This is a genomic window from Deinococcus misasensis DSM 22328, assembly GCF_000745915.1.
Taxonomy (GTDB): domain Bacteria; phylum Deinococcota; class Deinococci; order Deinococcales; family Deinococcaceae; genus Deinococcus_C; species Deinococcus_C misasensis.
This window is the reverse complement of record NZ_JQKG01000018.1, coordinates 1-14,804: the sequence shown is the minus strand read 5'-3', so window position 1 is coordinate 14,804 and position 14,804 is coordinate 1. Positions and strand designations below refer to the sequence as shown.

13 protein-coding genes and 1 rRNA gene are annotated in these 14,804 nt (G+C 53.8%); 9 read left to right on the top strand and 5 right to left on the bottom strand.

What is annotated here, in order from left to right:
- Positions 1–221: 221 nt before the first annotated feature.
- The 3 genes from Q371_RS13005 to Q371_RS12995 form a co-directional block, all read right to left on the bottom strand.
- Complete coding sequence (locus Q371_RS13005; RefSeq protein ID WP_034341305.1) at positions 222–1,139, bottom strand: aldose 1-epimerase; 918 nt, start codon at positions 1,137–1,139, stop codon at positions 222–224.
- 156 nt (positions 1,140–1,295) lie between these two features.
- Positions 1,296–2,003, bottom strand: a complete 708-nt coding sequence (locus Q371_RS27750; RefSeq protein WP_211253843.1) for an META and DUF4377 domain-containing protein — start codon at positions 2,001–2,003, stop codon at positions 1,296–1,298.
- Between the two features lie 114 nt (positions 2,004–2,117).
- Positions 2,118–2,915, bottom strand: coding sequence for a PIG-L deacetylase family protein (locus tag Q371_RS12995; protein WP_245618333.1), 798 nt, complete (start codon positions 2,913–2,915; stop codon positions 2,118–2,120).
- A gap of 357 nt (positions 2,916–3,272) precedes the next feature.
- Between Q371_RS12995 and Q371_RS12985 the strand changes: the two genes are divergently transcribed.
- The 7 genes from Q371_RS12985 to Q371_RS12955 all read left to right on the top strand — a co-directional run bounded on the left by Q371_RS12985 (position 3,273) and on the right by Q371_RS12955 (position 11,568).
- Entirely contained in the window at positions 3,273–5,390 is a 2,118-nt protein-coding gene (locus Q371_RS12985; RefSeq protein ID WP_051964280.1) for an alpha-amylase family glycosyl hydrolase, read from the top strand.
- Between the two features lie 133 nt (positions 5,391–5,523).
- The gene (locus tag Q371_RS12980) at positions 5,524–6,129 is read left to right on the top strand and encodes a hypothetical protein (protein ID WP_157442697.1); all 606 of its coding nucleotides are present in this window, start codon (positions 5,524–5,526) and stop codon (positions 6,127–6,129) included.
- 44 nt (positions 6,130–6,173) lie between these two features.
- On the top strand, positions 6,174–7,343 hold the full coding sequence (locus Q371_RS12975; protein ID WP_051964279.1) for an alanyl-tRNA editing protein: 1,170 nt from the start codon (positions 6,174–6,176) through the stop codon (positions 7,341–7,343).
- Positions 7,340–8,548, top strand: a complete 1,209-nt coding sequence (locus Q371_RS12970; RefSeq protein WP_034341301.1) for an O-acetylhomoserine aminocarboxypropyltransferase/cysteine synthase family protein — start codon at positions 7,340–7,342, stop codon at positions 8,546–8,548. The genes Q371_RS12975 and Q371_RS12970 overlap by 4 nt, the downstream gene beginning before the upstream one ends.
- A gap of 170 nt (positions 8,549–8,718) precedes the next feature.
- The gene (locus tag Q371_RS12965; protein ID WP_034341419.1) at positions 8,719–9,522 is read left to right on the top strand and encodes a polyphosphate kinase 2 family protein; all 804 of its coding nucleotides are present in this window, start codon (positions 8,719–8,721) and stop codon (positions 9,520–9,522) included.
- Between the two features lie 96 nt (positions 9,523–9,618).
- Entirely contained in the window at positions 9,619–10,587 is a 969-nt protein-coding gene (locus Q371_RS12960) for an alpha/beta fold hydrolase (RefSeq protein ID WP_034341299.1), read from the top strand.
- A gap of 51 nt (positions 10,588–10,638) precedes the next feature.
- Positions 10,639–11,568 carry an alpha/beta fold hydrolase gene (locus tag Q371_RS12955; protein WP_034341297.1) on the top strand — a complete coding sequence of 310 codons (930 nt, stop codon included), beginning with the start codon at positions 10,639–10,641 and terminating at the stop codon, positions 11,566–11,568.
- 405 nt (positions 11,569–11,973) lie between these two features.
- Here the strand turns inward: Q371_RS12955 and Q371_RS12950 are convergent, their stop codons facing one another.
- Together Q371_RS12950 and Q371_RS12945 are read right to left on the bottom strand one after the other, a co-directional pair.
- Positions 11,974–12,684: a metal-dependent hydrolase gene (locus Q371_RS12950; protein WP_034341295.1), complete on the bottom strand. Its 711-nt coding sequence runs from the start codon at positions 12,682–12,684 to the stop codon at positions 11,974–11,976.
- A 39-nt stretch (positions 12,685–12,723) separates the two neighbouring features.
- On the bottom strand, positions 12,724–12,960 hold the full coding sequence (locus Q371_RS12945; RefSeq protein WP_034341293.1) for a hypothetical protein: 237 nt from the start codon (positions 12,958–12,960) through the stop codon (positions 12,724–12,726).
- Between the two features lie 221 nt (positions 12,961–13,181).
- Here Q371_RS12945 and ychF point away from each other — a divergent pair, with 221 nt between their 5' ends.
- Positions 13,182–14,279, top strand: coding sequence for a redox-regulated ATPase YchF (gene ychF, locus Q371_RS12940; protein ID WP_034341290.1), 1,098 nt, complete (start codon positions 13,182–13,184; stop codon positions 14,277–14,279).
- A 361-nt stretch (positions 14,280–14,640) separates the two neighbouring features.
- A 23S ribosomal RNA gene (locus tag Q371_RS27745) occupies positions 14,641–14,804 on the top strand; the annotation flags it as partial.

Sequence of the window (14,804 nt, the reverse complement as noted above, 5' to 3'; positions counted from 1 at the left end):
CAAAAATTATCAAATGTCAAATAAAATGTGAATAAACTTTTCAAATGTTAAGTATCTCCTTCGCTCAATCACAACTGTGCCATAACTGTCCTGCAATTCTCCCTGAAAAGCACAGGGGGTGTCTACAGAAAGCCCTGTGTTTCCAGAGGCGTAACTGAACATCAAGGTGCGGAATGAAAAAGCACCTGCCAGAGCAGGTACAGGCTTGAAGCTGTAAAGGTTTAAGCTTTGAACACAAAACGAATGCTGCCAGAGATTTGCGCTCCGGGCTGTAGGCTCAAAAAGCCTGTGCCTTCAACCCCTTGCTCATGCAAATTGAAGGCATCTGTGCAGTTGGTGACGGGCTCCAGAGCCATCGTTCCATCAGGTGCGGTGAAGACAATCAGGTGCTGGAACACCGGATCGGCATCGAGGGTCAGGCTGTAAGGGGTGCCGGGGTATTGGATGTCCACAGGCCCTTCCAGACCGCCAAAGACCGTATCAAATTTGCGGTCTCCCAGAGCGGCACCTTCACTGAAATCCAGTTCTTTGGGCAAGGGTTTTTTCCCTTCAGTGGGAATGTTGCTGCTGTCGGTTTTGTAGACCCCATCCACTTTGAAGGTCAAAATGGCGTCTTCAGAGCCTGCAAAACGGCGCACAAAATAAGGGTGGATGCCAAACCCGATGGGCATTTCTTCTTCACCCACGTTTTCGATGGTCAAGGTCTGGGTCAGGGTGTTGCCTTGCAATTCAAAAGTGGTGGTCAGGGTGAGGGGAAAAGGATAGTTGAAGGCTTCCAGATCATCGTGGTCTCTGGAATCAAAGAAAAACACCAACTTGTTCTCGGTGTGCTCTTTCAGCACATGGGGTCGATTGCGCACATCGCCGTGAATGGCCACATGCTCTTTGGCGTTGGTCATCAACTGGTGGGTTTTGCCTTTGTAAGTGAATTTACCGGCCCGGATGCGGTTGGAGAAAGGCACAAGACTGTAACTCCCAAGAGGGCTGGAGATGTTTCCTTTGAGGGCTTCTTCTGTCACTTCCCGCATGATGGGGTGCCAAGTGCCCTGAATGTTGTGCTGAAAAGCTGCAATGCTGGCTCCCAGACGTTCGTGAACCTGCAAGCGCAACTGGCCGTTTTCGATGGTGTGTAAGTCCATAAGCCCCATTATGTGCACGAAAGGGGCAGCATCGGTGTCAAATGAACACTTTTGTTCAGAAGACTGGCAGGTTTCAGAACAAAAGACCCACCAGAGACAGAAGCATCCATCAAAAAAAACTGCCATTCACAGGCAGTTTCTCTGGGCCATAAGAATTCACTTGGGCGGATTTTTTTCGAGGACTTCCACCAGAATGTAGCGTTTGCTGCTGGCATCGGCAGGAGGATTTTTCACGTCTTCCACCCGGACCCGCAGTTTGTAGGTGAATCCCTCCTCGTAAGCAAACCCTTCGATGGACTGGTAGAAGAATTCCCAGTTGGTTTGCTCTGGGGTGCGGACCTGCAGGCACTTCATGGGCACCATGCCTGTGCAGTCCACTTTCTTGGGACCGACCAGCAGAATCTGGGTGTCCGGGGCAACACTGGTGATGGCGGCTTCAGGTGCAGTGTTCAGGGTTTTGGCCTCGATTTTGGGATTGCGGGTGAACACCAGCATGCCAGAGCCTTTGGTGTACAGCACCAGTGTGTTGTTGCTGACCTGATAACGCATGACCCCTTGCATGGCTTTGAAGTAAGCTTGCTCGGTTTTCGAAGGACGGGGTTCACAGGCCATTTTGGTGCTTGCCAGAGGATTCACTTTGAATTGGGTGCCTTTGGCAGAGAAGGTGCCAGAGTACCGGTTGCAACCAGAGAATCCAGACAGTTGTTTGCCCTGAATTCTCAGGGTGGGTGCAGGGGCCAGTTCTTGCAATTTCCCATAATTGCCTGAAATCAACAAGGTCCAATCCCCTTCAAGGGGATTGCCGGGTTGAGCAAAGGCCAGAGGTGCCAGGAGCAGGGTGCTCAGGGAGAGCAGTCTTTTCATGGCAGTCATTCTTACAGGTGCTCTCATGAGAAAACTTCAGTTTCGGCTAAGATTCAGGTCAAAGCCTAAAAAAACCTTCCAGCAGCACTGGAAGGTTGAGCAAACTGTAAGAAATCAATCGAAATCGTAACCCAACCCATCAAAGAGGCCTTTGAGGGGGAAGGTGTGAATGGGTGTGCGGGTTCCTCCCAGAGCGAAATGCTCCCACTTCATGCCCTCTTGCATTTGCTGGATGTACTCTGGGGGCATTTGTGCAAAACGGGAATTGGCCCCCATCTGGCTCTTGTGGGATTGCATGGAAGCCATTTTCTGGTCCAGCACGTGTGCCACATTCAGACGCACCGCAATGGTGGCATCGGTTACGCCATACACTTTGGGGTCCAGATTCTGGTTGATGCCACTCTGGGCCATGCGTTCAGAAAAGGCAATGGGCATGACGTTGTAAAACAGGCGTTTCGGAGTGCCAGAGGAGTAAAACAGCGCAGTCACTGCCCGATGGATGATCAGGTGGTCGATGTGCCCGTATCCACCGTGAGGATCAAAGGTCACCAGAATGTCTGGTTGAAGTTCCTCAATGTAAGGGCGCAATTTGGCTTCCACCTCGAAGATGTCCTGATGCATGAAGGCATTGGAATTCTCGTTCTGGGTGCGCTCGAAACGTCCAGAGTCGTGGTAGCCCAGAAAAATCGGCCCATGGATGCCCAGGGCTTTGCAGGAGTCACGCAATTCCTGTTCACGCTGTGCCCCAAGGTCGGTGATGTGACTGAGGGAAGGATCGGTGATTTTGCCAGATTCCCCTCGGGTGGCGCAAATCAGGTGGACATCCACCCCGAGTTTGGCGTAGTGGGCAAGGACCCCTCCTGAGAAGGCTTCGTCGTCTGGATGGGCGTACAGTGCAAGCAGAGTTGGCATATCCACGAGCATAAAGGCTTTGATGAACAGGGTGTGTGACGGGATGAGGAATGTGTGGGGGTGGAGTTTGTGTCCAGTCGCTGTTGAGGCGGTGAAGTTGGAGGAAGCCATCAGCAATCAGCAAGAAGGAAAGTCTTCTTCTCAGTTCTTGATGCCCAAAAACTTGTGGTGTTTTTGCCCTTTTGCTGTTTTGCGAGAGCCAAAGCTGAAAGGTGGGTTGTTCGCTGATGGCTGACTGCTGACCGCCTTCTCCTTGATCACGGTCCCATGGAACCCCCTGGAAATGCCTTGCAGGCTTGTCTTGACAATCCCCTGAAGCATTTGGAAGCGATACCAAAAATGCCTTATACTCGAACCATGCAAAAACTCAAAACCTGGCTGGTCAGCCTGGGTCTGCTTTCCAGCATGGCTTTTGCCCAGACCCCCGATTTCAGCAATGACCGCATTTATTTCCTGCTCACCGACCGTTTCGCCAACGGAGACACCACAAATGACCTCGGGGCCAACCCCCAGCAACCCCTCAACTGGCACGGTGGAGATTTCAAAGGACTGATCCAGAAAATCAAAGAAGGTTACTTTCAGAAACTCGGGTTCACGGCGATCTGGATCACCCCGGTTTACCTGCAAACCCCTCCCGTTCCGGTCACTGGAGGCCCCAACGCAGGTTCTGAATTTGCAGGCTACCACGGCTACTGGGCCGAAGATTACTTCAAAGTGGACCCCCACCTGGGCACCCTCGATGACCTGAAAGAACTGGTCAAAGTGGCCCACGACAACGGCCTGAAAATCGTGCAGGACATGGTGGTCAACCACCTGGGCTACGGAGCCACCTTGAGCAAAACCCGTCCCGAGTGGTTCAACACCGATGCAGACTGCAATGCCAGCATCAACCGGGATGTGGATTGTGCTCTGGCGGGTCTCCCTGACCTGAAGCAGGACATTCCAGAGGTCCAAAAACTCCTGAACGATGCTGTGACCTACTGGATCAAAGAGGTGGGCATCGATGGCATCCGCATGGACACCATGAAGCACTCCACCGACAGTTACTGGCCGCAGTTTTTTGCAGAAGGTGGTCCTGCCGATGCCTCCAAAATCTGGACCGTGGGTGAAGTCTACAACGGCGATCCCAATTTCCTTTCCAAATACCTGAATTTGGGTGCGCCTTCGGTGCTGGATTTCGGGTTGTATGGGGCCATCAAAGACAGCATCTCGGGTGGAGCAGATGCCACGCCTGTTGCAGATGTGCTGTCGCGCGATGGGGTGTATCCAGATGCCAGAAGGCTCAGCACCTTCATCGACAACCACGATGTGAAACGTTTCGTGTCCGAATCGGCAGAACGGGGGGTGACCGGACAGGCCGCCGTGGAACGCCTCGATCTGGCCCTCAGCCTGATTTACACCCTGCGCGGGACCCCTGTGGTGTATTACGGCACCGAACTGGCCATGCCCGGAGAAGGGGACCCCTACAACTATCCCCTCGGGCGCAGCAACCGCGAAGACATGAAGTTTGAAGGTGCCTTGCAAGCCCCCATCGCCCAGAGGCTTGCTGCTTTGAACCAGCTTCGCAGCAACACCCCCACCCTGCGCAATGGCCGTTACGCCGAAGTGTGCCGTCCTTACGGAGACACCAACGTTTTCGCATTCAAGCGCTCTCAACTGGGTCAACCTCCGGTGGTCGTGGTGATGAACAACGGAGACAGTGCCATCAACTTCAACGACCTGCCTCTGGAACTGTCCAAAACGTTTGCACCCAGTGCCCAGTTGCAGGAAATGACGGGCAGAAACCTGTCGGTCACCCTCAACGGAGATGGGAATCTGGTGGGTTCCCTGCCTGCCCGCACCCTGTATGTGCTGACTGCAGAACGCGGTCCCGGAGCCTACAGCAACCCCGAGAACCCCTGCATCGCTCTGGCGAAAGCAGGAGGGGCCAGTGCACTGGTCAAAATGAACTTCACTGTGGATGCCCGCTCACAGGGCAACGGACCTCTGGAACTGCGCCGTTTTGACACCGGATCGCAGGTCACTTACCCGATGCAGCCTGACCCCGAGCGTCCCGGCTTCTGGAAAACCACCATCAGTGTGCCCAAAAACACCCTCCTGAAGTTCAAGTACGGCAACCTGAATGCCCGTGCCCAGAACTCTGGCTACGAAGGCTACGGGGAACCGGACCGCTCTGTTGTGGCCAAAGAAGAAAATGCCAACGTCCAGAACGTGTTCAACTTCATCGTGTCACCTGTGCCCATCCTGATTGTGACCGGAAAGGTCACCAAGAATGGACAGCCTGTGGCCAACGCTCTGGTGGCTCTGGAAGGGGAGAACACCCTGTTCCATGCCCTGACGCTTGATGATGGCAGCTATTACCTGCCCATTCCAGCAGGCAAGCAGAAAGTCCGTGCCCGCCATCCCGATTTTGGGGGCAGCGATTGGATTGAACTTGAAGGTGCCCAGCAAAACTTCAATTTCGAGCTGAAATAAATTCAGTGCACCCAAAAGGGAGGCGAAAGCCTCCTTTTTTGTGGTGTCAATCCAGCATGCTGTTTTTTTTGATCCCATCCTTTTCTGGTCATGCAAATTGCAAGTCAGCTTACAGACTGTCACAATGCAGAACATGCTTGCATCCAAACTCAATTACCCTCTGACTGCCACATTTCGCATTGTCACCCTTTCGCCCGAGTTGCAAATCAAGAATGCCTCTGGTGATGTGGTCTTGCAAATCAAACAAAAACTTTTGACCTTGCGCGAAGACACCACCGCTTATCAGGACGTCAACAAAACCATCCCCCTGTACCGCATGAAAGCCGACCGCATCAGTGGTTTCTGGGCGGTGCACCACTTCTGGAGGCAACAGGGAGAACAGTACCTCGGAGGCATCCGGGCCAACGGCCTGCGTTCCCTCTGGCGCATCAACTACACCGTTCTGGATGCCCATCAAAAAGAGATCTTCAACATCCGTGAAGAAAATGCATGGATCAAATTTCTGGATGCAGTGCTGTGCGAGATAGACTTCATCGGCTGGATTTTTGGCATGTTCATCAATCCGGTTTATCTGGTGCAAGACCTCTCGGGCAGAACCCTGTTCAGGATCAAGAAAAAGCGTTCTTTCTGGGAACGCTCTTTCACCATGGAAGCAGACCTGAAAGTGCCAGAGGAACAACAGGAGTTGGCCCTGCTTGCTCTGGCCCAATCGGTGCTGCTTGAACGCGCCAGAGGCTGAACCGGTCAGGAACTGTACAGGACTGTCAGGGTAGACTGTTCTCCATGACGGTTCTGCTTTTTCATGAAGATGCTTACCGCACTTCGTTCATTGCCACGGTGACGGCCACCGACGGCAACCGGGTGGCTCTGGACCAGACGGCTTTTTATGCTGAGGCGGGCGGCCAGAATGCCGATCAGGGCTTCTTTGTCTGGAACGATGAGCGCATTCCGGTGACCGATGTGCAAAAGAAAAACGGTCAGGTCTGGCACACCGTAGACGGTCTGGTGCCCAGGGTGGGTGATTACGTGCACGGCGAGGTGGATTGGAGCCTCAGGTACCGGCACATGCAGCGCCACTCTGGAGAGCATCTGCTGGCGCAGGCTTTTTTGCGGGTCAACCCCGAGTTCAAAGTGCAGGCGGTCAGCATGCGCAGCGAGGAATGCACCCTTGACCTTGCAGGCAACCCCACCGAGGAGGATGCCCGCAAAGCCGAAGAGGCTCTGATGCGCGTTGTTTATCGGAATTTGCCTTTTCACACGGTGTGGGTCACCGAAGCAGAATTGAGGCAGTATCCCCTCAGAAGGCCCCCTCAGGTTCAGGGGCGCATCCGTCTGGTCTGCGTGATGGACCGCATGGAACGCACAGGGTACTGGGAGGTCAGTGCTTGTGGTGGAACCCATGTCAACCGCACCGGAGAAGTGGGATCGGTGTTCATCACCAAGCTGGAGAAGGTGGCAGGAGGACTGACCCGGGTGTTTTTCGTGACCGGGCATGAAGCCTACCGCCTGCTCACCCACACTTACCGGGAATCCCGTACGCTGGCCACGTCTTTTTCCACCAGCCTGGAGAAACTTCCAGAGCGTGTGGAATCCCTGAAAACCGAAAACCTCGACAAAGCCCGCAAGCTGAATGCCGCTTACGAGGCCCTCTCAGAAAGCCTTCTGCAAGGCAAAAACGGAGTGCAGGTGGTGCCTCTGCCTGATGCAGACATGCTGAAACCGTTCAGCAAAGTGGCTGCTGCCCAGACGGACCTGCTCTGCATTGCCCATACGCCAGATGGCCGGGTGGTCGTGACGTCTAGCACAAAAGCTTCCGCAAAAGAGGTGCTGGCAGAAATACTGAAGAACGCTCAGGGCAAAGGGGGAGGCAAAGCGGACCTCGCGCAGGGCAGCGCACCCTCAGACCGCCTTGAGCAGGCGATTCACCTCTGGCGTGAAGGAGCAAACCCATGAAAGACTACTCCAGCAAAGCCGTGCACGTCGGCATCCCGAGGGGCCACGCAGAGCCTCTGGGCATCCCGATTTACCCTGCGGCGGCCTACCAGTTCGATGATCTGGATGTGGCTGCCGACGAATTCCAGCAAAACACCGGATACTCTTACATCCGAATGCAGAACATGACCAACCAGGCCCTCGAAGAGCGCCTGTGCAGTCTGGAAGGTGCAGACACCACCGTGGTGATGGCCAGTGGTCAAGCGGCTTCTCTGGCTGCGTTTCTGTCCACCTGCAAAGCCGGAGACCACATCGTGGCTTCCAGTGCCGTGTTTGGCGGAACCGCAGGCCTCTTGAACAATGTGCTCCCCAATCTGGGCATCACGGCTTCCATCGTGGACAACAACCCCGAGGCTGCCCGTGCTGCCATGCGAGACAACACCCGTCACCTGTGGGTGGAAACCATTTCCAACCCCAACGGAGATGTTGCAGACCTGCAAGGCTGGGCCGATGTGGCCCACGAGCATGGTGCTCTGTTCTGCGTGGACAACACGCTGGCAGGTGCAGGTTACCTGTGCCGTCCATTTGACCACGGTGCAGACATGATCATGCACAGCCTGACCAAGTGGGCCGGAGGTCACGGCAGCGCTCTGGCCGGATGCGTGATGGTCAAGGATGGGGCCAACATCGACAACATCCCCGTCCTGCAAGACCTGAAAGACCAGTTTGGACCCAGAGCCCTGTCCCGCAAGGTGCGCTCCATCGGGGTGCATCAACTGGGCATGACCCTGAGCCCCTTCAATGCTTTCATGATTGCTCAGGGCCTTGAAACGCTGGAGTTGCGCATGCTCAAAGAGTGCGACAACGCCATGAAAATTGCCCAGTTCCTGCAAGACCACCCGAGGGTCAAATCCGTGAACTACAGCGGTCTGGAAAGCAGCCCTTTCCATGCTGTGGCCCAGAAGTACCTCAGAAATGGCTTCGGGGCCGTGATGTCTTTCGAGGTGGAAGACCCCGAGCGTTTCTTCAAGAGCCTCAAAATGATCCGCATGGTGGCAAACCTTGGTGATACACGCACCTTGTGCATCCACCCTTGGACCACCACCCACGGCAGACTCTCCGAAGAAGGCAAGAAAGCGGCAGGTGTCAGCCCTTACCTGATCCGCATGACCGTTGGCGTGGAAAGCCTGCAAGACATCCTGTCTGACCTTGAGGGTGCCCTGTAAATTTTCTTGAACGTGCAGGGTGAGGTTTTGGCCTCACCCTTGTTTGTTTTCTTTTGTGGCTCTGGTTCCCCTTGATTTCCCCGGTCTTTCATCAGGGGTTTCCCTGTCTCTGACCTGACTTTCCCATGACAAATCAGGTGTACCACAGCTTTTCTCATACAATGAAAAACATGGATTTTGACAAGTACTGCATTGACCGTCCAAAACATGTGCGCCTGGCAGACTGGAAAACCGATGACAAAGGCCGACTCACCAAAGAGAAAGCCGAAATGTTGATGGAAGACTTGCGCGGAAAGCTGCTGGACTTGCAGGAACGTCTGTATGCCGAAAACCAGCGCAGTTTGCTGGTGATTTTGCAGGCCAGAGACGCTGGAGGCAAAGACGGCACCATCAAACACGTCATGAATGGCCTGAACCCTCTGGGGGTCAGTGTGGTGCCCTTCAAAGTGCCCAGTGAACTGGAGGCTTCACACGACTTCCTCTGGCGCATCCATCAGGTGGCTCCACGCAAAGGTCAGGTGACCATTTTCAACCGCAGCCAGTACGAAGACATTCTGGTGCCCACGGTGCACGGCCTTGCCGACAAAGAGGTCATTGACAAGCGCTACAGGCACATCCGGCATTTTGAAGAATTGCTGGCAGATTCAGGCACCAAAATCCTGAAGTTTTATTTGCACATCTCCAAAGAAGAACAGAAGCAGCGTCTGCAAGAACGCCTCGACAACCCCGAGAAGCACTGGAAATTCAATCCGTCCGACCTCAAAGAAAGGGCGCTCTGGGATGAGTACACCTCGGTCTATGAGCGAATCCTCTCGGAGACCAGTTCCAGTTTTGCTCCGTGGTATGTGGTGCCTGCTGATCGCAAGTGGTTCCGAAATTATCTGATTGCTTCGGTGCTGGTGCACACCCTTGAAAGCATGAACCTCAAATACCCCAAAATTGCTGAGGGCATCGAACACATCACCATCGAATGACCATCGAATGAACCTCAAAGCAGGGTTTGCATCCAGCACGCCCGCTGGGTAAGAATTCCTGCGGAAAGGCCAGAGGTTTTCGGGCACACTCAGACCATGAAGCTGAGTTTTCGAAAAACCATTGGCCTTTTTGCTTTGATGGCTATGGGGGTGTACCTGTTTGCACCCCGTCGCATTGTGACGGTGCTCCCCACCCCCCGAATTCCGGGCATGGAAGAGGGGAAAACCGTCACCCTCAACGGTCAGGACATTTATTACGAGGTGGGTGGTGCAGGACCACCTGTGGTGTTCATTCACGGCATCGGAGGGGGCAACTCTGGGTACCAGTGGGTGAAAAACGTGCCAGAGTTCCTTTCCAACCACCGGGTTTTTGTGCTGGACCTGCCCGGCTTTGGTCGCAGCACACCCAGACCCCAGCATTACAGCACCGGTCTTTATCTGGCAGCCATCGAATCCTTCTTGAAGGAAGTGGTGAATGAGCCATGTACCGTGGTGGCTTCCAGTCTGGCCGGAGCGTACTGCATCAAAATTGCCCACGACCATCCCGAGTTGATCCAGAAACTGGCTCTGGTGTCTCCGACAGGTCTGGACCAGTTGGTGGAGGCTCCAAACATGGATTTCTACCACAAATTGATTGGAACCCCTGTGGGCAGTGTGTTTTCCCGTTTGATCCGCAGCCGTCTCAGTGTCAGTTATTTCCTGAATCAGCAGGTGTATCTGGACCGGGATCTCATCAATGAAGGGGTGAAGGATGTCTATCACATGCACCTGCAAACCCCACACGCCCAGTACCCGATTTTTGCCTTCATCACCGGGCATCTGAACCTCAACATCAAAGAAGAATGGAAAAGCCTCAAGCAACCCGTCGTGGTGGTGTGGGGCCAGAGGGACATCAACACACCTGTCAAAGGCTTGCAGCACTTCAAGGACCTGAAGCCTGACTTTGAATCTCAGGTGCTGATGGCCCGGGCCATCCCCAACGATGAAAAGTCCGCAGAATTCAACGGATTTCTAAGGCAATTTCTGGACCATCATTCCGAAATGATGTCTCCAGAGCACAATTGACCTGTGGTTTGACATGCTGAAAAAAGCCTCAGGCAGGCGCAGAATGGCCCCATGAAATTGAAAATGGGTCTGTTCTTGTTGTTCCCTCTGGTGCTCTTTTCCTGTGCACCCCGCCAAACCCTCGCTGCCACACCTACCCTCAGGCTTCCCGGAATGCAAGAAGGTCGGTCCATTGAACTGAATGGTCAAACCGTTTACTACGAGGTTGCAGGAACGGGTTCTCCTCTGGTGTTCATCCATGGCATTGGAGGCGGGAACTCAGGTTACCAGTGGATCAAGAACGCACCAGAGTTCATTCAGAACCATCGGGTTTATGTGATGGATTTGCCCGGGTTTGGCAAAAGCACGCCCAAACCCCAGAATTACACCGCAGACCTTTATGTGAACACCATCAAAGCGTTCCTCAAAGAGGTGGTTCAGCAGGAAGCCACAGTGGTCGCATCCAGTCTGGCCGGGGCCTACAGCATCAAAATTGCCCATGACCATCCTGAACTGATTGGTAAACTGGCTCTGGTTTCTCCCACAGGCATCACTGAACTGGTTGAACCACCCAACACCGGTTTTTACGATGCGCTGCTCAACACACCTCTGGGAGGCACGATTGCTGCTGCCCTGAGGGGCCGTTTTGGCATCAGTTTTTTCTTGAAACAGCAGGTGTATCTGGACCAGAGTCTGGTCACCAATGACCTGAAGAAGGTCTACCAGAACAACCTCAAGCATCCCAATGCCCCTTATCCTGTGTATTCTTTCATCTCGGATCACTCCAATTTGAACATCGAGCAGGAGTGGAAAGCCCTGAAGCAACCTGCCGTGCTGTTCTGGGGTTCCGACGATGTGAACACCCCTGCTGCAAGCGCGCAACGGTTTGTGGAACTGCGCCCAGAGGTCAAACTCAACGTATTGAAGGCTCGGGCCATTCCCAACGATGAAAGGTCTGCAGAATTCAATCTTCTGCTTGCTGAATTTCTGCAAGGACGCTGAAGGGGTTTTCAGGGGTTTGTGTTCTTTTCCTGAGGCGAAACTGTAGATCAGTGGGAAGAAATCTCCTCAAATGGGCTAAAGTCTAAACCGAGTTCAATTATGTATATGGCAAAATATAGCATTTGTGTTATACTGATAACGGCGCACGAGACACCCAGGGCTCCGTTGGTGGGCAGGGTTCAGAATGGTCTGATCGTGTTCGCGACCCCAAGACTCTGTGCCTCGCCCAAGTTGCGAGTCGGGTAGTTTCTACCACCGTTGTCTTTCCCAAAACAGAGCCATTTCAGAGAGAGTCCCCACCAAGGGGGCTTCTCTCTTGAAGAAACCAGAGCAGAACCCAGAGCAAAAAAGCACCCTGAATGGGTGCTTTCTGATTTTGATCCTTTTCACGGTCCCTTTTATATTTTACAGAGGCAGGGTTTCTCCGGGCTGCAAGGCCAGAATGTTCAATCCTTCGATGTCCTGGGTCAGGGATGCCAGTTCCTCTGGGGTTCCCACCAGAGCCGGAATGTACCCATAGTGAAAAGGCACCACCTCTTTGACCCCCAAAAGCCGAATGGCATGTGAAGCTTCCAGAGGTCCCATCGTGAACCGGTCTCCAATGGGCAGCAAAGCCAGAGTGGGCTGGTAAATGTCACCAATCAGGCGCATGTCTCCAAAAATGCAGGTGTCTCCAGCCACATAAATTCGGCTGTTGTCCAGATGCAGCACGTAACCCACCCCTTCGTGCAGCCATCCTGCTCCCTCTGCCGTGTTGATCTGGGCATGGTGAAAAGCCTGCGTCATGGTGACTTTGATGCCCATCACCTCAATGGTCCCTCCTTTGTTCATGCCTTCAAAAAGGTTGGGATCCATGCCACGTTCAATCAGGAACCAGCGGATGGGATTGGGAACAATGAGACGGGTGCCCATTCTGGCTGCCTGATCGAGCACCTCCAGATCCATGTGGTCACCGTGTCCGTGGGTGATCAGGATCAGGTCTGCCCCAGAGAAATGCTTGAATTCTGCAGGACACGCAGGATTGTCTTTGAGCCAGGGATCAATCAACAGGGTTTTACCCTGTGGGGTCACCAGTTTGAAGCTGGCATGACCGATAAACGTCAATTCGGCAGGCATGCACTGTTATACCTTTTCTGTGCGGTCACCTGACATCCGTCAGGAAGCGTAGTCTTCTCGGGCTTCCTCCAGAGCTTCCATCACGATGGCCCGTGCATCTTCCTCCCCAAACAGGGGCACCACCAGAGCCTCCATGTCACTGACTTTGCCCAGAATGCGTTCATCGGCATACTCCGGGTCCATTTGGGGGTGCTTGGCCTGATGGTTCTTGAAGCGCAGACGCACAATTTCGGTCAACAGTTTTTTGACAATGTCGCGGGTTTCTCGGGTTTGCATGTGTTGTTCCTCCTTCAATCGCTTTCTTTCAGGGTAGAGGAGGGGCCTGAGAGCCCTGACAGGGTTGGCTGAAGTTTTCATTTGTGTGTGTGGCTTTTGTGCTGTACGCTTATTCAGATGTTGCTTCAGACAAAACTTCCCTGAAGCAAGAAGACAGGTGAGCAGGTGCAGCACAACCTCAATGGATCTGCAACAACTGATCTGCAACGCAGGAGGACCTCATGGGTTTAGGAATCGGAATTGTCGGACTTCCGAATGTTGGAAAGTCCACCTTGTTTAATGCCATCACCAGAGCAGGCGCTCTGGCCGCCAACTATCCTTTTGCCACCATCGACAAGAACGTGGGTATTGTGACCGTGCCAGATCCACGCCTCAAAGCCCTCTCCGATGTGTTCACCAAAGGAGACCGGGTTCCCCCCATCATTCCCACCGCTGTGGAATTTGTGGACATCGCCGGTCTGGTGAAAGGGGCACACAAAGGGGAAGGTCTGGGCAACCAGTTTCTGGCCAACATCCGTGAAGTGGATGCCATCGCCCACGTGGTGCGCTGCTTCGAAGACCCCAACGTGGTGCACGTGGCCGGACAGGTCAACCCCATCGAGGACATCGAGACCATCAACACCGAACTGATCCTCGCAGACATGTACGGTCTGGAAAAGCGCATCGAGAACCTCAAGAAGAAAGCCAAGAGCAACGACCGCGACTCCGCAGAGTTGATGGCTCTGGCCCAGAGCATTCTCAAAGTGCTTGAAGAAGGCAAACCTGCCCGCGCTGGTGAATACGAGATGCCTGTCCCCAAAGATTTCGGCCTGATGACCATCAAGCCCGTGATCTACGTGGCCAACGTCTCCGAAGAATTCCTCACCGAAGACAACGACATGGTGAGAGCCGTCCGCGAATACGCTGCCAAAGAAGGGGCAGAGATCGTGAAGATCAGCGCCCAGATCGAAGCAGAGCTTTCTGAAATGACCCCAGAGGAATCCAAAGAGTTTCTCGCTGACCTTGGCGTAGAGGAATCCGGTCTGGACCAACTGGTCAAAGTGGGCTACAAAACCCTCGGCCTGATCACCTTCATCACCTCTGGTGAAAAAGAAGTGCGTGCCTGGACCATCCGCGAAGGCACCAAAGCCCCCGGCGCAGCAGGCCAGATCCACAGCGATCTGGAAAAAGGCTTCATCCGCTCCGAGGTCATCGAGTGGGACAAGATGGTGGAAGCTGGAAGCTGGGCCAACGCCAAATCCAAAGGCTGGGTTCGCACCGAAGGCAAAGATTACGTGGTCAAAGACGGGGATGTGCTCTACATCCTCTCGGGCATCTGAGGATTTTCACACCAAATCCATCTCGGGGAGGCGCACAGCCTCCCTTTTTTTGGTTTTTGTGGGGTTTGCTGCAGGGTTTTTGTGGGGGATGTCTCCGGAATCCGTCTAGACAACTGTATTTTTGGCGGAGGTTTCCGCTCGGGATTTCTGTTGTTCTGGACGATGCCAAGTAGGTCAAAGCAAATACCCCTTTTTGGGAGTGTTGACATAAGGGCGTAATGGTTGTATTCTTTTCTTCGCCCGAGAGGAAGCAGCGATGCGAGAGACGAGGGCGGAGTTGTTTGACAACCGAAAGAATGCGAGCGAAGGAAAGTTTTCTTCTGCGAAGAAGAGAGCGAATCCCATACAAAATGATCTTAAGGGTCAAGATAGTAAGGGTGTATGGTGGATGCCTTGGCACTGGAACCGAAGAAGGACGTGGTTACCTGCGAAAAGCCCGGTCGAGCTGGATACAAGCATTGACGCCGGGATGTCCGAATGGGGGAACCCACTGCGTAAGCAGTATCTCGAAAGAGATGGGAACCG